A 19,407-nucleotide genomic window follows, 5' to 3' on the forward strand; every position below is an offset into this window, starting at 1 on the left:
TGATTTAGAAGAAGTACTTAGAAAGTTTAATTCTTCATCTAAATTTATTGCTTACTAAATAAGAGAACCTACTTTAAGTATATTAAGAAATTACTACATATAGGAGGGATAAAGATGGATAAAGAATTTATAGTTTTAAAGGGCTGTAAGGAAAATAATTTAAAAGATGTTTCATTAAAAATACCTAAGAGGCAAATAACAATATTTACAGGGGTATCTGGTTCAGGAAAGTCATCTATTGTTTTTGAAACAGTTGCAAAGGAAGCACAGCGTCAATTAAATGAGACATTTAGTGCTTTCATAAGAAATTTTTTACCTAAGTATGGTGAAGCTAAGGCGGATCATATAGAAAATTTATCGACACCAATTATTATTGATCAAAGTCGACTTGGAGGTAATTCAAGATCAACTTTAGGTACTATTACAGATATAAATTCATATTTAAGAGCTTTATATTCAAGATTTGGAAGTACTTATATAGGTAAAGCCAATATGTTTTCCTTTAATGATATTAATGGAATGTGCCAAGAGTGTGAGGGACTTGGTAAAAAGTTAGTTCCTAATATGGATGAAATACTTGATATGGATAAGTCTTTAAATGAAGGAGCTATTTTACTTTCAGGTTTTGGAGTAGGTTCTTGGCACTGGAAGATATTTGTTCAATCAGGCTATTTTGATAATGATAAGAAAATAAAGGATTATTCAAAGGAAGAATTGAAAAAGTTTTTATATGGAGAGTCACATAAAATTCAAATAGATGAAACAGGTACAACAAATATAACATATGAAGGATTAATGAATAAGTTTAATAGATTATATTTAGGTAAGCAAGGAGATACATCTGAAGCAACAAAGAAAAAGTTAAGTAAGTTACTTATAGAAGATAAATGTCCTCTTTGCCATGGAAAAAGACTTCATCAAAGAGTCTATGATTGTTTAATTAATGGGTATAATATTGCAGATTTAACTAGTATGCAAATTGATGAATTAGTTAAAGTGATAAAAGAAATAAATGAGCCAGAAGCTGCACCTTTGATAAAAGGAATAACAGAAAAATTAAACAATATAATAGATATAGGACTTGGGTACTTAACTTTAGATAGAGAAACATCAACACTATCTGGTGGTGAATCCCAACGTATAAAAATGGTAAAGTACTTAAATAGTAATCTTATAGATTTAATGTATATATTTGATGAACCAAGTGTAGGGCTTCATCCAAGAGATGTACATAAGCTAAATGATCTTTTAATAAAATTACGTGATAAAGGTAATACAGTAATAGTTGTTGAGCATGATCCAGATGTTATAAAGATTGCAGATCATATTATTGATGTAGGTCCAAGAGCAGGAAGATATGGTGGAGAAATTGTATATGAAGGAAGCTATGAAAATCTGCTTACATCAGGTACATTAACTGGCAATGCGTTAAATAAAGCTTTAACTATTAAGGAAAACGTAAGAGAACATAAGGGATACTTAGAAGTTATAAATTGTAATAAGAATAATTTGAAAAATGTATCTGTGACAATCCCAAAAGGAATATTAACTTTAGTAACAGGTGTTGCAGGGTCTGGAAAAAGTACATTAATTAAATATGAATTTTTAAAGCAAAATAAAGATGCTGTACTAATAGATCAAAGTCCTGTATCAGCTAATTCAAGATCTAGTTTAGCAACATATAGTGGAATTATGGATAATATAAGAAAAGCTTTTGCAAAAGTAAATAATGTTAATATATCACTATTTAGCTCAAACTCAGAAGGAGCTTGTGAAAACTGTAATGGAACTGGGGTTATAGAAACAAATCTTGCATTTATGGAAAATATAAAGAGTACTTGTGATGTTTGTGAAGGTAAAAAGTTTAGAAAAGAAGTTTTAGATTATAGATTCCAAGAAAAGAACATAATAGAAGTCCTTGAAATGTCAGTTACAGAAGCAATAGAATTTTTTGATATAAAACCAATAAAAACAAAGCTACAATCTATTGAAGATATGGGAATTGGATACTTAACTTTAGGTCAAACACTTGATACGTTATCTGGAGGTGAGTGCCAAAGGTTAAAGCTTGCTAGTGAATTACATAATAAAAGTTCAATATATATTCTAGATGAGCCTACAACAGGTCTTCATATGTCTGATATTGAAAAGTTTGTTAATATAATTGAGGGGATTGTAGATAGCGGAAATACAGTTATAATTATTGAACATAATATAGATGTAATAAAAAGAGCAGATTGGATTATTGATATGGGACCTGAGGGTGGAACAAGAGGAGGAGAAATAATATTTGAAGGAACACCAAAGGAACTATGTAACTGTAAAGAATCATTAACAGCAAAATATATTTCTTAACTTTATTATGAAATATATTCTAGATTATAACTGAATCACATTATTTATAAAATGAGAATTAAACTTAAGGATATGTATTAACTTTTCGATTTTTATATAATATTGAATACAATTCTTAATTTAACTGAGTAAAGTTGCAGAATATAAGTTGGCGAAGATAAATCGACTTTGGAATAAGCATATGGTAAGCAATTTGAAGTACTTGGTGAAGGAAGACTATTAGGCATTAGTGTTGCCTAATTGTTTAAGCATAGCGAGTTAAGCAACACTCTTGGCATAGCAGATTTTTGAAATTTAATATGAACATCTAATTCAGATAAGCTTCAGTAGATAGGCTTTCATATTAAGTTTAGCTAACTTCACTAAGTATTAAATGCATGCGTAGCTATTTAAGGTTATGGAACATATACTATTTATCTTCGCCTTTATATTGGAATTTAATATAGTGAGATATAAAAAACATTAGCCAATAGTAACCTGTCTATTCTATACTTCTCTGTAACTTCTTTTTAAGACCATTAGCGAATACTGCAATTATTATTGAAATCAGGATAGGTAAGGCTCCTATCAGTATCGCTCCTGGTGCATCATCTTTATCTGCCAATAGAATAATAAAGGGCATCACTAATAAATACAAGGTACTGATTGTAATTGCACAATATTTTATAGTAATTAAAGCTTTAACAGAAGCTTGTGAGGAAGCTTTGTTCTTGGAAATATAGCTTAAAAGTTTAAAAGATTTATACAATGCAATATAAAACGGTATTACTGATGTATATATACCTATTAAAATTGGATATAGTATATAGGCATAATCTGGATTTGCTGAATTATTAGCTAAAAAATAAAAACCAAATACACATAAAGCAAAAACAGTTATACTAATAAAAATAATAGCTAATTTGAAAAAAACTGTTGTTTTTTGTTTCATAATATCACCTCAATTATTCATTAATAACTTATATAATAATACAATGGTTATCATTAATCAATATATAAATATCATTAAACAATATATTTTTATCTTGATTTATTATATTCTCTTTACTAATTAAGAAGTAAGAAAGTTTAGAAAAATATAATTAGGTACCTAAATATTTTTGTTGACAATTATAGAAATAGTAGCATATACTTTAATTAGTTAGGGACCTAAATAATTAAAAATAATTTGGAGGAATAAAACATGGTAGATAAGTTTTCAAGTGAATTATATGATGCAATGCAAAGATTAAATAGATATATGCATAGAAGTAGACATAAAGTGATGAAATCAAAGGATGGAATTCATCGTGGAAAAATGAAATTATTAGCTTTGATTTCAGAAAATGATGGGATTATACAAAGGGATTTGGCAGAAATGCTGGATATGCGCCCATCATCATTAACAGAAATGTTATCTAACTTAGAGAAAAATTCATTAATTAAGCGTGAGCAAGATGAAAATGATCGTAGAATTATGCATGTTTATTTAACTGAAGCTGGAAAGGAAGAATTAGAAGAAGTTACAAGAGTAAATAGCAAATTATCAAATTCAATCTTTAATTGTTTAACTATTGAAGAAAAAGAAGTGATGTTAGGTATGATAAACAAAGTAAACAAAAACCTTGAGTCACTAAATAATATAGATGAAAATGATGATAAATGTGGAGGAGTTCATCATGGGCATAGAGGACATCATAGAAACTATGAAAGAGAAGGAAGATACCATCATCATGGATGCAAGAAAAATTTATTATAGTTTAATAAGAGATTAGATATTTATTGTATTTATATAAATTATAATTTAGGAGATTTTGTGGAGCTTTTATAATAAATAACAATATAAATGGAGGAAAATTTATGGCAGGAGGATTTGGTGGACAAGGAGGCAATAAAATGAGATTTGCCAGAGAGGAAGATAAGGAGATAAAAATAACTAAGGAAATTTTATTGAGGATAGTAAAGTACTTCAAGCCTTTCTGGAAGCAATTATTATTAGCAATTACATTACTTTTTATTGTATCACTACTAGGGCTAATACCACCAATAATGACTAAGAATATAATTGATAAGGCATTACCACAAAGAAGTATGTACTTACTTATAATGTTTATACTTGCATGTATTGGAGCAACGGTTTTAAAGGAGTTAGTATCTGTTTGGCAAAATTACATCAATACTTGGATATCTAAGCATATTATTTATAATATGAAAAATGAAATGTACAAGCATTTACAACATATGTCCATGAATTTCTTTTCTCTTTCAAAACCTGGAGAAATTATTACTAGAATGACTAGTGATATTGAAGGTATTCAAGATATATTTAAAACAACTGTTGTAAATGCACTAAGTAGTATATTAACCATTCTTACTACTATGGTATTATTATTGTCAATGAATTTTAAGTTAGCGATTATAAGCATGATAATATTGCCAGTATTTATTTTACCAACAAGGAAGGTTGGTAAATATAGATGGAAAGTTGCATTAGATAGTCAAAAAATGCTTGGAGAATTAAATCAACTAGTTCAAGAAACTTTAAGTATTAGTGGATCAACCTTAATGAAAATTTTCACTAAAGAAAAAGAGGCTTATAATCAATTTGAAAGTACTAATAAAAGGGTTATAAACTTACAAATTAAAGAATCTTTAGCTGGAAGATGGTTCTTTATGACTATGAGTATTTTTATTACCCTTGGACCTATGATAATTTATTTATATGGTGGATATTTATTTATGCAAGATAAGATGTCTATTGGAGAAATAGTTGCTTTTGTTGCTTTATTAGATAGATTATATAGACCAGTAACTCAATTATCTAATATTCATATTGATGTTACAAGATCATTGGCATTATTCCAAAGAATATTTGATTATTTTGATATGGAAGAGGAAAAGTCAGATAAGATAGATGCAAAGAATCTTGAAAATATAGAAGGGTATATTGAGTTTGATAATGTTTCCTTCTCATATAAGAAGGGGCTTGAGGTATTGCATAATATAAACTTTTCTATAGGGCCTGATACTATGACTGCATTAGTTGGTGCAAGTGGAGTAGGAAAAACTACTGTTACAAACCTTATACCAAGACTTTATGAGGTCTCTAAAGGGAGTATTAAGATTGATGGAATTGATATTAGTGATATTAAGCGTCAGTCTCTTAGAAGTCAAATAGGTATAGTAATGCAAGAGCCGTATTTATTTAATGATACAATTGAGGCAAACTTAAGATATGGGAGAGAAGATGCAACTGATGAAGAAATAATTGAAGCATGTAAATCAGCATATATTCATGATTTTATAATGTCTCTTCCAGAAAAATATAATACTATTGTAGGAAATCGTGGAATTAAGCTATCGGGAGGAGAAAAGCAACGTATATCTATTGCTAGGGTAATCTTAAAAAATCCTAAAATTCTTATTTTAGATGAAGCAACATCTTCCTTAGATTCTGTTTCTGAAATGTATATACAAAAAGCATTAGTGCCATTATTAAAAGGTAGAGCTAGTATAGTTATTGCTCATAGATTATCTACAATTTTATCAGCAGATAACATTTTAGTTTTTGAAGATGGAAAGATAGTTCAAAATGGAAAGCATGAGAACCTATTAGAAGAAGGTGGACTTTACAAGAAACTATATGATACTCAATTTAGAAAAGCTTAAGTTATAAATTTTAATTCATATTTAATAAGAATAAGGTATAGCGGGAAATTTAAAAAGTTGACGTAAAATACCTTTTTCTTTATAATTTCTTTAGCATTAAGTTTAATTAAGGAGAAATATCTAATGACAAATTTGGATTTTATTTATAATCGTAAAAGCATAAGAGAGTTTAAGGACATACCAGTGAACAGGGAAGATATATTAGAGATAATAAAGGCGGGAACTTATGCACCATCTCCAAAGCATCAACAAAATTGGCATTTTGTTGTGTTACAAAATAAAGAAGTAATAGATGAAGTAGCTAACATAGTTACTAAAAGCCATGAAAGAATCGGACAACTTGCAAAAAATGAAAAAGATTTTAAAAGACATATGAGTGTAATAAATTATTATACATGTTTTAAAAATGCACCTGTTGTGATATTAGTATATGGTAGTGAATATAAAATGATAGAATATAAAATATTAAAAGAAAATAATGCACCAAAAGAAGTTTTAGATGTATTATTATCACCACAATCAGCAGCACAAGGAATAGGAGCAGCAGTAGAAAATATATTATTAGCAGCAACAGAAATGGGATATGGAACTTGTTATATGACTGGACCTACACATGCAAAAAGTGAAATAGAGAGTTTAATTAACTTTAATAAAGAGGGATATGAGCTTATGTCTATGGTTGCTTTAGGAGTACCTGAAGAAAATACTCCAAAACAGCCACCACGTAAACCATTAGAAGAAGTTATAACATTTATAGATTAATAACAAAAATATATTTAATCTATAATAAATAAAGTGTATGAAATTAGTATAGTTTAAATATTAAGACTGAATAGTATACTGTGATTTTGAGAAAATAGTACCCGAACTAGGATAATTTAAATTTATTTCAGTTTGGGTACTATTTTTTTATTAAAAATTAATGTAGATATATATTGACAAATTTTAAACAAAGTTATATAGTAGTTACTAAAGGTAGCTACTATATTCAAAATCCGATAAATAATTCGATAATGAAGTTATGTGTTATAATAATTAATATTTAATATTTTATGAATTATTTGGAGGTAAATATGGAAAAAATTATAAATTTATTAAAGCATTTTAATTTTACTGAATCAGAATCGAAAATCTATATTGCATTATTACAAAATGGTCCAAGAAGTGGATATGAAGTAAGTAAAATATCAGGAGTACCTAGATCTAAAGTATATAATATATTGGAAATTTTAATTCAAAAAGGTGCTGTAATGGTAACTCATGTAGAGAAGTCTTCTTTATATAAGGCTGAATCCGTTGAATGCGTTATAAATAATCTTAAAAATCAAAATAAAAATATACTTTTAGAATTAGAATCTGAGCTAAAGCATTTTGATGAAAAAGTTGATAATGAACAAATTTGGCAAGTTAAAGGATATAGTAACTTGCTTGCAAAATGCTTTAGTATGATAAGAAATTCACAAGAACAAGTGCTGATTCAGGTTTGGAAAGAAGATTTGTCAAAAGAACTTGAGGAGATTTTACGTAGAAAGCAAGAAGAATTAGGAAAAGTATTAGTGGTTCTGTATGATTCTAAAGAAGAATACAGTACGAGCATCCCTTATTTCTATAGACATGGATTTGAAGTAAATAAGATTAATGATATAGGTGGAAGATGGATAACTGTTACTATTGATTCAAAAGAAATGTTTTATGCAACAATTAAAAATGATAAAGTTGCAGAAGGAATCTATACAAGTAATGATAGTATGGTTTTCTTTGCTAATGAATACATAAAACATGATGCATATTGTATCAGATTAATTGAACGAATGAGTGATGAGGAAAAAAGAAGTTTTGGTAGTAAAATGCTTGGAGTGAGAGATTTGTTTAATATTCAAAGGGAGTGAAGTTAATGATATTAAAAGTAGTATTATTATTCGTTATTATCATCAATGGTTTATTTGCAATTACATTTATAAGAGATTTAATAAAAAATAAAGGTGAATTTATGAAGGAAGATGGTAATCCAATTATAATGGCCATTTCTTCATTCATTATATTTGTATTATCAACTTTTGGGATTTCTGATTTTGCTGTAAGTACTGTTTTTTATAGAAAAATGAAATTTGTTAATGATAAAAAATTGCCAGGTAGTCTTAATACACAATGTGTTTTACCAGTTGCAGCCATGGCACTTATATATATATCATCAATAGATGTGGAAATAACAACTTTATTAGTTTGTATAATAGCTCAAGTTATAGGAGCATATATTGGACCAAGATTTGTTGTTAAAATGAATGTTACGTCAATAAAGAAATTTATTTCAGTTGGACTGATAATAGCAGCAATATTAATATTAATGGGTAAGTTTGGAGTATATCCATCAGGTGGAGCTGAGGTAGGGCTTACTGGTTGGAAACTTGTAATGTTAGGATTTTTATCTCTACTTTTTGGTGCATTTAATAATGTTGGCATAGGTTCATATGCTTTAACAATGGCAACAGTATATGCATTAGGATTAAATCCAGCTGTAGCATTTCCTATAATGATGGGTGCTTGCACATTTTCAGTACCAATAGGAAGTATGCAATTTATTAAATTAGATTCATATTCACGTAAAATTACATTCTTTACTTCAACTTTTGGAGTTTTAGGAGTTATTGTAGCTGCATATGTTGTTAAAAGTTTAAATGTTAGTATGTTACAATGGGTAGTGGTTATTGTGCTATTATATAGTGCATACAATATGATTTCAGAAATACTAAAGAATAAAGCAATAAAAGAATTAAAAGAAAGTGTATAATATATAAATTTTATTAAAAGTTTTAGAACAGTGTAAAGGAGAAAATAATGGATATAGTAATACTAAGAGAAGAGGATATGAAAAATATTTTTACAATGTCAGATGCAATTCAAGCTGATAAAGACGCACTTGAGATATATTCAAAAAATGGAGCAGATATTCCACTAAGAGTAAATATAAATGTACCAGAGAGTGAAGGACAGAGTTTATATATGCCAGGGTATGCTGCTGATACAAATGCTTTAGGAGTAAAAATTGTTTCTGTATATCCTAAGAATATAGAAAAGGGGCTAACATCTGTACCAGCAACTATGGTTCTTGTGAATAATCAAACAGGGGAAGTTTGTTCATTGATGGATGGAACGTTTTTAACTAGGATAAGAACAGGAGCAGTATCAGGAGCAGCTACAGATATTTTGTCTAGAAAAGATTCAAAGGTATTTGCTCTTTTTGGTACTGGAGGACAAGCTGAAACACAACTCGAAGCTGTATTGAATGTAAGAGATATAGAAGTGGTTAAAGTATATGATATTTCAGAAGAAAGAAGAAATAGCTTTGTAAAAAATATGAGTGAAAAATTTGGAGAAAAATTTTCGGTTAAGATAGTAGCGGCGAAATCATCAGATGATGCTATATACGATGCTGATATAATAACTGTTGTAACAACATCAAAGAAGCCAGTATTTAATGGTAAGTTAGTTAAGAAGGGCGCTCATGTAAATGGAGTTGGTTCATATACACCAGATATGCAAGAAATAGATGAAGATTTAGTATGTACTGCAAAGGTATATGTAGATACAAGAGATGGTGTCTTTAATGAAAGTGGAGATTTAATAGTACCAGTAAATAAAGGTATCTATTCTTTTGACAAAGTTGTTGGAGAATTAGGTGAAGTTATCTTAAGTAAAGTACAAGGTCGTGAGAATGAAGATGAAATCACATTCTTTAAAACTGTAGGAAGTAGTGTATTAGATGTTGTTACTGCTCGTAGAATCTATGAAAAAGCGTTAGAAAATAAGGTTGGCGAGATAGTTAAATTATAGAAATTAAAAGAGTACTCATTAAAAATTATATAAAGATATTAATAGATTTAAACTTCTTCTAAGACTAAAAAATCATCTTAGAAGAAGTTATAACATTTATAGATTAATTACAAAAGGTGTAACGAAACGTGAGCCACTTTTAATAAAATTTATTATTCAAGAGTTATTATTTTTCAGATACTGGAATATTTTTAATAAGCTTTATTATATAACTTAGTGTATAAAATTCTCTATTTAATTCATTAGTAATAAAATTGAATCCTTTAATTAATGTATCCTCATCAAAGTTTTCTAAAAGAATCATAATGTTTAAGTAATTAAGATCTCCGTCTTTTGTATCTAAAATTCTTGAAGCTTTTATGTATTTATTATTGAAAGTATTAAAAGCTGCATTTTTAAGTTCTTCGCTTATTTCTATTTTAGGCATTTCATCAAAAATTCTTATCTCTGGATTATCAATATCTAAATTTTTTGCTTGACTTATGTCTGTTGATACAAATATAGTATTTATAAATTTAGCATCTTTAAAATCAACATCTTGTAATTTGGCAGAGTCAAATATTGTATTTTCAAAGGTTGCATTTTTAAAATTACTTTTTCTAAAATTTGTTCCTATAAATTCAGACCATTTAAAACTACATTTTAAAAAGCTAGATGATTTAAAATGTGCTCCTCTAAAATTTACATAATCAAAATTTGAACCAGCAAAATTACAGTTATAGCAATTACTCTTTTCAAGATTTTGATACATAAAGTTTTTATCTTTCTTTTCTATATTATTATAATGAAAATTTCTTTTTACGTTTTTATTTACAGCCATTAGTGCCTCCATCTTAATCCATTTGGATATAATAAGTTTTATTTTGGACATATTCAGTCTAGTTAATATTATCATACTGTTAAGATTATTACTAATAAATAATAAGAACAGATTAGAAAGTTAGAAATATTACATTGATACTAGAAGTAAAAAATAATTTCCAGAAGACATTTTTTTATAGTACCGTATGTACTTGAGCTATTTTCATAGAGGGGCTACTATGCCAAAAGCAATTATTTTTAGATTGAACTTCATTAAATTGTAGAAGATAATATAGGTTTCAAGCATGATAATTTTTACTCAAGAATATTAATAAAATAAGCGATGTAAACAGAAGAATGTACTTTTGATGATATTAAGAGTGTAAGTTTTATTGCATCAATATTATAGAAAAATGGAAGCGGTATAATTATTGCAAAAAATGTTTCAATAAATAAAAGCGAGGCAAGAAATATTAATGATAAAATAAATGAATTGATTTTAAATATACATGAGTCTAAGGTAAATTTAGCGTCACAGAAAATAGGAGTGGAACAAGCTTATAGTTCAGCAGGATGAGATTTTGAAATTTAAAGAATTATTAGATATGGGTGTTATCACAGAAGAAGAGTTTAATATTAAGAAAAAACAAATCCTTGGTATTTAATTTACTTGTAAAACTATTGTCCATATATAAGAATGGTTTATTAGGTATAAGTATAATTTTATATTACAGATATAAAATAAGCCCATGAGAATCTCAATAGTAGATTTTCATGGGTTAAACTCATTATTTTGATAATATTATATTAGAACTATAATTATTAATTTTAGTAAAAGCTAAGTTATTTCAGTTAAATAGAGAATAGAAAAAATATAAGATAAGAGTAATAAAAAGTTTTATTCTGTAAATTGGGAAATGGTGTATAATTTATTTATATTAATTGTTTACAAGGAGGAAGAGGATTGGAATGAAAAAAAGTAAACAAATCACGATTTTTAGTAAACTATTATCTATAATAATTAATCCAATATTTATACTTGTATATTGGATATCATTTTATGAATTATATACTCTGTGTAGGTTTGGAAGAGTTGATCATAATATTACAATTTTATTTATATGTATGTTATTCTTTTTGGCTTGCATTATTTATTCAATAATTGCTATTAGAAAGAAAAATATGATTTCTCCACAATATCCTACAGATGATTATACTTTTGATGAGAACAGTAAAAGGAAGTGGAGTAAATCTTCTCTACAAACTATTTGGACATATATAGCTATAATTATTATGGTTATTATAACAGTATTTTACGGAGCAAAAATATATTATAGTGCAACAAACTTTAGGGGAAAGCTTTCGTGGGTTTTACATGATTTAGGTCATAAAAAAGAAATAAAACTTGAACATAATAATATATATGAAGATGGTATAGAAGGATTATTTAATGATATTAATGACAAAGTTCATATGCCTGAGACTTTATATGTTTCTGACGACTTTAGCCTTGAGTTTGATTCTGATGGAACAATTCAGTCAATTTATGGTTTTCTTTATGGAAAAAATGATAAAGATGAATTAGAAAGTTATTTAATTTCTTATGATAGTAACAAATCTAAAAAGATTATTATATCTTTAAATGGCTATGTTAATGCAGATTTTAATAAGGATAAGCTTTTAGAACCATTAATTGATACAATGAAAGCTATTCCCCTTAAGGAAACGGTAAGTAATTGGAATGAAAATAAATATGGTATTCTTTATTATGGGAAAAGAAGCTTTGGTTTTAACAAAGAAGGAATTGTTTATATAGACTCTGAAGGAAATATAAAGTCACCAGGTGAAATACATTCTGAAATAATAGGATATACAGTTTCAGTATATGTTCCAGGAAAAGAGGATATATATACTCCTGTTAGATATAACTTAGTAGAAGATTTAAATAATATAAAAGGCGATAAGCTAAATAAAAATGAAAATAGAAAACCTGTGAGTACAGCAAATAGTGAAGATAAAGAATTTTATTTATCTGATAGTATTGGATATAAATTAAGAGTTGTTGGGGCAGCAGCAGGTAGTAGATTTTATTCTTTAGAAGGAACTAAGGATGGGGGAGCTACATGGGATATTATAAATGAAGATCCATTTATGGGAAGAGGTGGAGGAGCATCAGGAGTAGCCTTTATAAATGAGAAGCTTGGATTTATAGCTTTATCTCATAGTGGTGGTAGTTATGGTGATCTATATCGTACTGAAGATGGAGGATTATCTTTTGAAGTAATAGATATTCCTAAAAGAGATGTAACTCTTAATAATGGAAGTGTTATTTCTCCATTTGATTTTCCAGAAATGCCTTATGAAGAAAATGGAGTTCTTAATGTGTTAGTTGGGCAAGGTTCTGATGGGGACTATAATGGAAATTCTAGTGCATTATATCAATCAAAGGATAATGGAAGTACATGGGAATATGTTGAAGAAGATAAGCAAGTAAGAGAATAAATAGTAAAAACTATATAAGTTTATAAGGAAAATGATATAATTTCAATAAAATATAAATTTTACGGAGGACAAATATGCTTACAATTGGTTATATAGGAAATGGAAAAAGTACTAATAGATATCATTTACCATTTGTTTTACAAAGAAAAAATATAAAGATTAAGACAATATATCAAAGAAATCCTAAAAATGAGGCTTGGGATAGAATAGATGGAGTAAACTATACATCTAACTTAGATGAATTATTAAATGATAAAGATATACAGCTAATTGTCGTTTGTACAAAGCAAGATAGTCATTATAATTACGCAAAATTAGTATTGGAGCATAACAAGCATTGTTTAGTTGAAAAGCCATTTATGCAAACTTATGATGAAGCTAAAGAAATATTTGACTTAGCAAAGAAAAAAGGACTAATAGTTCAAGCATATCAAAATAGAAGATTTGATAGTGATTTTTTAACAGTTCAAAAAGTAATAGAAGAAGGAAAGCTTGGAGAATTATTGGAGCTTGAAATGCATTTTGATTATTATCGTCCAGAGGTTCCAGAATCAACTAATAGTTTTTCACCATATGATTCATATTTATATGGTCATGCTTGTCATACATTAGATCAAGTTATAAGTTATTTTGGTGAGCCTGGCAGAATTCATTATGATGTTAGACAATTATTAGGAAGCGGCAGAATGAATGACTACTTTGATTTGGATTTATATTATGGGGTATTAAAAGTATCTGTAAAATCTAGTTATTTTAGAATAAAGGAAAGACCTAGCTTTGTTTTATATGGTAAAAAGGGATGCTTTGTAAAAGAAACTAAAGATCGTCAAGAAGAGCATTTAAAAGTGTTCTATATGCCAACAAATAAGGATTTTGGAGTTGATACCTTTAACCATTATGGAACATTAACATATATGGATGACGAAGGAACAATTCGTGAAGAAAAAGTTAAATCTGTTAATGGTGATTATGGTAGAGTATATGATGATTTATATGAAGCAATAGTAAATAATAAAAATAAAACTATAACAGATGAACAGACTTTACTGCAATTAAAAATATTAGAAGAAGGAATAAAGAATTTAAAGTAAATAAGAATTGTAGTTTCTCATTACAATAAAATATCTAATTTAATACAGATAATTAATGAGGTTAATTCTTCATTTTATAAGTTTAAGTGTAGAATATAATATGGCGAAGATAAATAGACTGCGGAATAAGCATATACAGGCATTAGAAGTAGTTGGCGTGGGAAGAACTACTAGGCATTAGTGTTGCTTAATTGTTTGAACGCAGCGAGTTAACCAAAACTATTGGCATAGTAGTTTTTTCACCAATTAACAGGAGTATCTACTTTAGGCAAGCTTCAGTAGATGGGTCTTTATACTAAGTTCAGTTATAGCTTTACTTAACTTCACTAAGGATTCAATACCTGCGTAGCTATTTAGCTTATAGAACATATCTAGTTATCGTAGCCATTATATTCGAATTTATAATTATTTTTCATTTTTATTTGTAAGGTAGCTATTTTTCGTGTTATAAGATTTCTAATATCTCAACAGAGTATTTATCTTCAGGAGCATCAACTTCAACAATATCTCCAACTTTCTTTCCCTTTAAAGCTAATCCAAGATCTGATTCTATGCTTATACACATATTTTCAGGATCTGAATCCATAACAGTAACTAAAGTTATGACATCTTCAAAATCATCTTCAACAAATTTGATTTTAGCCTTACTATTTATTCCTAAAGCAGATTTATCAATTTCTTCATCATCTATAACAGTTGCTGTTGAAATCATATTTAATAAGTACTGAATTCTATTATCATTTTCTCTATAGTTTGCACAAGCCTCTTTATATTCGGCATTTTCTGATCTATCACCATGTGCAGCTGCTATTGCTTTTTCTTTTGCTATTTCAGCCCTCTTTACTGTCATTCTATACTCTAATTCTTCTCTTAATTTCTTTATATTCTCTTCAGTTAGCGTATTATTCATAAAACTAAACCCCTCTCAAAAAATATCATGTTAATATTATATAATATATAGAAAAAAATAAAAGATTATTTAAATAAAAGCAATATAATATATTATGTAAATAGTTATAAGGAGGAGAAATAATGAATAAGAGATTAGCAATAATATTAGTTTCTATATTTTCTATTTTGATTATATTTGCAGTTATATCATTCAACATATTTAGTCGAAGTAAAGATGAAAATGTAAATGAGAATAAAAATGAAGCAAATAATATAGAAATGATAGAAAATCAAAGTGAAATATTAAATTTTATAAGTTCAATAGCTGGTCTTCAAGCAAATAATATAGAAGTAATAAAGGATCCAATAGGAATTAAGGGTGAGTTATTTGCTCCAGAAGAAACTATATTAAATGGAGTGAATTATTTTTTAGAAAAAACTAATAATGAAAAAATGAAAGATGTAAAAATAAATATAGGAGAAGGATATATAAGTATTTATGTAAATTATGAAGCGTTAAATAACATAAAAACACCTGTTGAAGTAAAAGTTAAGCCAAGCATTAATGCTGAGGAGAATTTAGTAATAACAATAGATGAAGTAAGGTTTTTAGATTTAAAAATAGCAGATTGGGTAGTTAATTTAGCTTTAAAGAGTTTTGTAAAAGATTGGTTTCCTGAGGATGGAAAAATAAATGTAAAATTCAATAAAGGAGATGTAATAGTATATAAAGATAATTTCAAGGGTATTAATTTAAAATCACTTTCATTAGAAGAAACTGGACTTAAAATAAATACTATTATAGATTTAAAAGATGTTAGCAATGATTAGTTATTAAATTCTATAGTACTAACAATAAATGATAAATAAAAAATAAAAATATACACAAACTATGAGTAAGACTTTTTTGAAAGAAAGAACAATATAATATAATGTATAAATAAACTTGTACATTAAAATTATGGGAGGTATAAATATGTTTGACTTAAAGGGGAAAATAGCAGTTGTTACAGGGGCATCAAGTGGACTTGGAAGAGATGCAGCATTAGCATATGCTAATGAAGGTGCCAATGTTTGTGTATTAGCAAGAAGAAGTGAAAAAATAGAAAGTTTAGCAAAGGAAATAGAAAGCTTAGGAGTAGAATCTATTGCTGTTAAATGCGATGTCACTAATGAAGAGGAAGTTAAAGTAGCGGTAGAAACTATTGTTAATAAGTTTGGAAGAATTGATATTTTATTAAATAATGCAGGAGTAGCAGTACGTGGTGGAGTAGATACACTTAGTGAAGAAGACTGGGATAAGAGTATGGATACCAATGTAAAGGGCATTTATTTAGTTAGTAAATATGTTATTCCAGTTATGAAAAATCAAAATTACGGGAAAGTAGTTAATATTAGCTCTATAAACGCATTATTAGCAGATAAAGTTGATGTATTTATTAGACATTCTTATAATGCATCTAAAGCAGCAGTTTTAGGATTATCAAGAGGTATGGCAGCATCTTATGCTCAATTTGGTATAACAGTAAATTCTGTTTGTCCAGGCTTATTTGAATCTGAAATGACTGAAAATACTTTATTTAAGTCTCAAGAATTTTTAAAGAGTTATAATGCACTTTGTCCAGCTTCTAGACCAGCTAAAAGAGGTGAGTTAAATGGGACTATTTTATACTTTTCATCTGATGCATCAAGTTATGTAACAGGACAACATATTGTAGTAGATGGTGGATTATCAATAGTTTAAAAGAAAAAATTTCTGATTTTCATATCAAACACCTCTTAAATTAAGTTGTTTTATTATAATTTATAATATTTATTTGAAATGATGTTTCTTAGGATTTTATATAATTATCTTAATCATTATATAAATAGAGAAACATATTCTTTATCAAGCTATTATGATAGAATAATATTATTAAATTAATATTAAGGGTATATATAATAATATTTGAAAATAATAATAAAACTGTATAATTTGGGAGGAAGTTAATTTGGAAAAATTATTAGTAGTTATTGATTATCAAAAAGATTTTGTTGATGGAGCATTGGGATTTGAAAAGGCTGTATCTTTAGAAAGTGGAATTTATAATAAGGTGAATGAATATCTAAGGAATAATAATAAGGTGTTATTTACTTATGATACTCATTTAGATAATTACTTGGACACTAGAGAAGGAAAAAACTTACCAGTTGTTCATTGCATTAAAGGTACTAAAGGTCATGAACTATATGGAAAGCTAAATGAGTTTTCAAATAGAGAAAATATAATTCACTATGAAAAGTACGGATTTGGAATGGCTCCAAGTGATATGATTAAACTTGCAAGTGAAATAGGGAATGACATTAAGGAGATAGAGATAGTTGGAGTAGTCACTAATATATGTGTAATAAGTAATGTAGTAATGTTTCAATCACAATTTAGAAATGCAGAGGTAGTAGTCGATGGAAGTCTTTGTGCTAGCTTTGATGAATCATTGCATGAAAAGACTTTGGATGTAATAGAAGGATTACAAGGTAAGGTAATAAATAGATAAAAAATAATAATATAGAAATGAGGCTGTCGCAGAAAGCTATTTAATTGTGCGACAGCCCCATTTTTTTTAGTAGAATATTAATTTTACTATAGAGTCAAAAATAGATAAATTATTTACTTATTTTATTAATTAAATGGTACAGTTGACTTTATAAGTGAATATCATAGTCATGAAAGGAGTTGGTAAAAAATGTCTATGGAAAGAATTGATTATTACAGAGACTTACAACCATTACATGATAAATGCAAAAGGCTTATATCTTTTCATGTTATTATTACACTGACAGATGGAAGTACAATTGACGGAATTATTGAGGATGTAGATAGAGAGCGTGTTATAGTATTAGTTGGAGAAGATGTAATGGAAGCAGAAAATGAAAATGAATCTGATCCACAACGACAATTCCATGGCGGTGGCCGACCAAGAAGAAGGTTTAGACGCTTTAGAAGGAGAGGTCTTCCTCTTGGTAATTTAGCTGCATTGGCTTTATTAGGATACCCTTTCTATGCTCCACCATTTCCATTTTTATATAATTTCTAGACTTATTAGAGAAAATAATAAATTAAAAAATACTTAATTTAGAAAAAATAATTAGAAGTAGAAGAACATAAGTATTGTTGTTATACACGGACAACAGATTTTCTAATAATAACTGGAAGCGATTTTTATTTAAAAATTGTTTTCAGTTATTATTTTATATCTAAGGTAGTTAATTTAAAAAGTTTATATAAAAGTTATTTAAATTAATTCCACATATTGACATTCTATATTCAACAACATATAATGAGTTACAATATAACTCATAGGAGGTGAAGCATATATGAAATTTGATATGCTGTATCTAATTCAATTAGTTTCTATTTTTAGTATTGCAACTTACATATATATATGCTTTAAAGGCTATGTTTATAAGAATAAGGGAAAATTTAATAAAGTCATTTTTAATAATTCGATTAACAAAGAAAAATTGGATTTTTCTAAAAATTTAAATTCTGATAAATATAAAACCTATGAGAAAATAGATATATGGCGGTATTGTACTTTGTTTTAAAATGATGTCTTATAAATATATTTAAATCTATGATAGAGTTTGCATTTCAAATAACAGGGGATTGGGGTATAGCTATAGTGTTGCTAACAATAACTGTAAAGTTATTAATGCTCCCTTTTTCTATAAAGCAAAGAATTGCTATGAAAAAGCAGATAGTTTTTTCTAAGGAAATAGAGGCTGTTAAGGAAAAATATAAAAATAATAAAAAAAGGCAAGATGAGGAGTTAAATAAGCTTTACTTAAATAACTCTAAAGGAATGTTTGGATGTTTTCTTTCACTAGTGCAATTACCAATAATATCTGGATTATATATGTCTATATCAAGGCTTCCAGTTGAAGCTATGACAATGCTGATTCCTTGGGCTATGAAGATAGGTAGTACAGATGATAAGTTTATTGTTCCATTAATATATACTATAGTTTCGATATTACCAAGTATAATTTCATACTTGAAGATTTTTAATAGTAATGAAGAACCTATAAGTATAAAATCTATTATTCCAATGTTACTATTTGGATTAGTTATAACAGTAAAAGCACCTATAGGACTTGGAATTTACTTTATAACTTCAAGTATATTCACATTAGTAGAGGATATTGGTTTTAAAATATATAGTAAAAACAAAGTTTTCGCTTAAATTAAAAAGGATTTAAAGTTTTGCTTTAAATCCTTTTATTCTTTTAACCAGCTTTTATAAAACTT

At 27.5% G+C, this 19,407-nt stretch carries 18 protein-coding genes; 15 read left to right on the plus strand and 3 right to left on the minus strand.

Features of this window, described 5'->3' with window-relative positions; genetic code table 11:
* Positions 1-114: 114 nt before the first annotated feature.
* Positions 115-2,355, plus strand: a complete 2,241-nt coding sequence (locus J7M87_RS11120; RefSeq protein WP_291651122.1) for an excinuclease ABC subunit UvrA — start codon at positions 115-117, stop codon at positions 2,353-2,355.
* A 481-nt stretch (positions 2,356-2,836) separates the two neighbouring features.
* Here J7M87_RS11120 and J7M87_RS11125 read toward each other — a convergent pair whose 3' ends face one another.
* On the minus strand, positions 2,837-3,286 hold the full coding sequence (locus J7M87_RS11125) for a DUF2975 domain-containing protein (protein ID WP_291651123.1): 450 nt from the start codon (positions 3,284-3,286) through the stop codon (positions 2,837-2,839).
* Positions 3,287-3,538: 252 nt separating this feature from the next.
* Between J7M87_RS11125 and J7M87_RS11130 the strand changes: the two genes are divergently transcribed.
* The 6 genes from J7M87_RS11130 to J7M87_RS11155 all read left to right on the plus strand — a co-directional run bounded on the left by J7M87_RS11130 (position 3,539) and on the right by J7M87_RS11155 (position 9,834).
* Positions 3,539-4,093, plus strand: a complete 555-nt coding sequence (locus J7M87_RS11130) for a MarR family transcriptional regulator (protein ID WP_291651124.1) — start codon at positions 3,539-3,541, stop codon at positions 4,091-4,093.
* A gap of 101 nt (positions 4,094-4,194) precedes the next feature.
* Positions 4,195-6,003 (plus strand): ABC transporter ATP-binding protein, encoded by a 1,809-nt coding sequence (locus J7M87_RS11135; protein WP_291651125.1) that lies wholly within the window; start codon positions 4,195-4,197, stop codon positions 6,001-6,003.
* A 123-nt stretch (positions 6,004-6,126) separates the two neighbouring features.
* Positions 6,127-6,765, plus strand: a complete 639-nt coding sequence (locus J7M87_RS11140; RefSeq protein WP_291651126.1) for a nitroreductase family protein — start codon at positions 6,127-6,129, stop codon at positions 6,763-6,765.
* Between the two features lie 311 nt (positions 6,766-7,076).
* Positions 7,077-7,892, plus strand: coding sequence for a TrmB family transcriptional regulator (locus J7M87_RS11145; RefSeq protein WP_209738493.1), 816 nt, complete (start codon positions 7,077-7,079; stop codon positions 7,890-7,892).
* Positions 7,893-7,897: 5 nt separating this feature from the next.
* Entirely contained in the window at positions 7,898-8,791 is an 894-nt protein-coding gene (locus J7M87_RS11150) for a sulfite exporter TauE/SafE family protein (protein ID WP_291651127.1), read from the plus strand.
* A gap of 47 nt (positions 8,792-8,838) precedes the next feature.
* On the plus strand, positions 8,839-9,834 hold the full coding sequence (locus J7M87_RS11155) for an ornithine cyclodeaminase family protein (RefSeq protein ID WP_365845339.1): 996 nt from the start codon (positions 8,839-8,841) through the stop codon (positions 9,832-9,834).
* Between the two features lie 166 nt (positions 9,835-10,000).
* On the opposite strand, the gene J7M87_RS11160 is transcribed toward J7M87_RS11155, so the two are convergent.
* Positions 10,001-10,654, minus strand: a complete 654-nt coding sequence (locus tag J7M87_RS11160) for a pentapeptide repeat-containing protein (RefSeq protein WP_291651128.1) — start codon at positions 10,652-10,654, stop codon at positions 10,001-10,003.
* A 586-nt stretch (positions 10,655-11,240) separates the two neighbouring features.
* Here J7M87_RS11160 and J7M87_RS11165 point away from each other — a divergent pair.
* From J7M87_RS11165 to J7M87_RS11175, 3 genes are all read left to right on the plus strand, one after another.
* Complete coding sequence (locus J7M87_RS11165) at positions 11,241-11,300, plus strand: SHOCT domain-containing protein (protein WP_097033772.1); 60 nt, start codon at positions 11,241-11,243, stop codon at positions 11,298-11,300.
* A 304-nt stretch (positions 11,301-11,604) separates the two neighbouring features.
* Positions 11,605-13,137, plus strand: a complete 1,533-nt coding sequence (locus J7M87_RS11170; RefSeq protein WP_291651129.1) for a hypothetical protein — start codon at positions 11,605-11,607, stop codon at positions 13,135-13,137.
* A 74-nt stretch (positions 13,138-13,211) separates the two neighbouring features.
* A complete protein-coding gene (locus J7M87_RS11175; RefSeq protein ID WP_291651130.1) occupies positions 13,212-14,228 on the plus strand; it encodes an oxidoreductase in 1,017 nt (338 codons plus the stop codon).
* Positions 14,229-14,673: 445 nt separating this feature from the next.
* Here the strand turns inward: J7M87_RS11175 and greA are convergent, their stop codons facing one another.
* Positions 14,674-15,138, minus strand: coding sequence for a transcription elongation factor GreA (gene greA / locus J7M87_RS11180; protein ID WP_291651131.1), 465 nt, complete (start codon positions 15,136-15,138; stop codon positions 14,674-14,676).
* A 122-nt stretch (positions 15,139-15,260) separates the two neighbouring features.
* Here greA and J7M87_RS11185 point away from each other — a divergent pair, with 122 nt between their 5' ends.
* From J7M87_RS11185 to J7M87_RS11205, 5 genes are all read left to right on the plus strand, one after another.
* Entirely contained in the window at positions 15,261-15,950 is a 690-nt protein-coding gene (locus tag J7M87_RS11185) for a hypothetical protein (RefSeq protein ID WP_291651132.1), read from the plus strand.
* Positions 15,951-16,095: 145 nt separating this feature from the next.
* Positions 16,096-16,863 (plus strand): SDR family NAD(P)-dependent oxidoreductase, encoded by a 768-nt coding sequence (locus J7M87_RS11190; RefSeq protein WP_291651133.1) that lies wholly within the window; start codon positions 16,096-16,098, stop codon positions 16,861-16,863.
* Between the two features lie 247 nt (positions 16,864-17,110).
* A complete protein-coding gene (locus J7M87_RS11195; RefSeq protein WP_291651134.1) occupies positions 17,111-17,653 on the plus strand; it encodes an isochorismatase family cysteine hydrolase in 543 nt (180 codons plus the stop codon).
* Positions 17,654-17,842: 189 nt separating this feature from the next.
* Positions 17,843-18,193, plus strand: coding sequence for a hypothetical protein (locus J7M87_RS11200; protein ID WP_291651135.1), 351 nt, complete (start codon positions 17,843-17,845; stop codon positions 18,191-18,193).
* Between the two features lie 540 nt (positions 18,194-18,733).
* A complete protein-coding gene (locus tag J7M87_RS11205; RefSeq protein ID WP_291651136.1) occupies positions 18,734-19,342 on the plus strand; it encodes a membrane protein insertase YidC in 609 nt (202 codons plus the stop codon).
* Positions 19,343-19,407 lie beyond the last annotated feature (65 nt).

Origin of the sequence: Clostridium sp. (genome assembly GCF_017888565.1) — a bacterium.
Lineage (GTDB): Bacteria > Bacillota > Clostridia > Clostridiales > Clostridiaceae > Clostridium.

Coding starts and splice junctions, on each gene's coding strand:
- J7M87_RS11120 (WP_291651122.1), top strand. CDS start 115: ATGGATAAAGAATTTATAGTTTTAAAGGGCTGTAAGGAAAATAATTTA.
- J7M87_RS11125 (WP_291651123.1), bottom strand. CDS start 3,286: ATGAAACAAAAAACAACAGTTTTTTTCAAATTAGCTATTATTTTTATT.
- J7M87_RS11130 (WP_291651124.1), top strand. CDS start 3,539: ATGGTAGATAAGTTTTCAAGTGAATTATATGATGCAATGCAAAGATTA.
- J7M87_RS11135 (WP_291651125.1), top strand. CDS start 4,195: ATGGCAGGAGGATTTGGTGGACAAGGAGGCAATAAAATGAGATTTGCC.
- J7M87_RS11140 (WP_291651126.1), top strand. CDS start 6,127: ATGACAAATTTGGATTTTATTTATAATCGTAAAAGCATAAGAGAGTTT.
- J7M87_RS11145 (WP_209738493.1), top strand. CDS start 7,077: ATGGAAAAAATTATAAATTTATTAAAGCATTTTAATTTTACTGAATCA.
- J7M87_RS11150 (WP_291651127.1), top strand. CDS start 7,898: ATGATATTAAAAGTAGTATTATTATTCGTTATTATCATCAATGGTTTA.
- J7M87_RS11155 (WP_365845339.1), top strand. CDS start 8,839: ATGGATATAGTAATACTAAGAGAAGAGGATATGAAAAATATTTTTACA.
- J7M87_RS11160 (WP_291651128.1), bottom strand. CDS start 10,654: ATGGCTGTAAATAAAAACGTAAAAAGAAATTTTCATTATAATAATATA.
- J7M87_RS11170 (WP_291651129.1), top strand. CDS start 11,605: ATGAAAAAAAGTAAACAAATCACGATTTTTAGTAAACTATTATCTATA.
- J7M87_RS11175 (WP_291651130.1), top strand. CDS start 13,212: ATGCTTACAATTGGTTATATAGGAAATGGAAAAAGTACTAATAGATAT.
- greA (WP_291651131.1), bottom strand. CDS start 15,138: ATGAATAATACGCTAACTGAAGAGAATATAAAGAAATTAAGAGAAGAA.
- J7M87_RS11185 (WP_291651132.1), top strand. CDS start 15,261: ATGAATAAGAGATTAGCAATAATATTAGTTTCTATATTTTCTATTTTG.
- J7M87_RS11190 (WP_291651133.1), top strand. CDS start 16,096: ATGTTTGACTTAAAGGGGAAAATAGCAGTTGTTACAGGGGCATCAAGT.
- J7M87_RS11200 (WP_291651135.1), top strand. CDS start 17,843: ATGTCTATGGAAAGAATTGATTATTACAGAGACTTACAACCATTACAT.
- J7M87_RS11205 (WP_291651136.1), top strand. CDS start 18,734: ATGATAGAGTTTGCATTTCAAATAACAGGGGATTGGGGTATAGCTATA.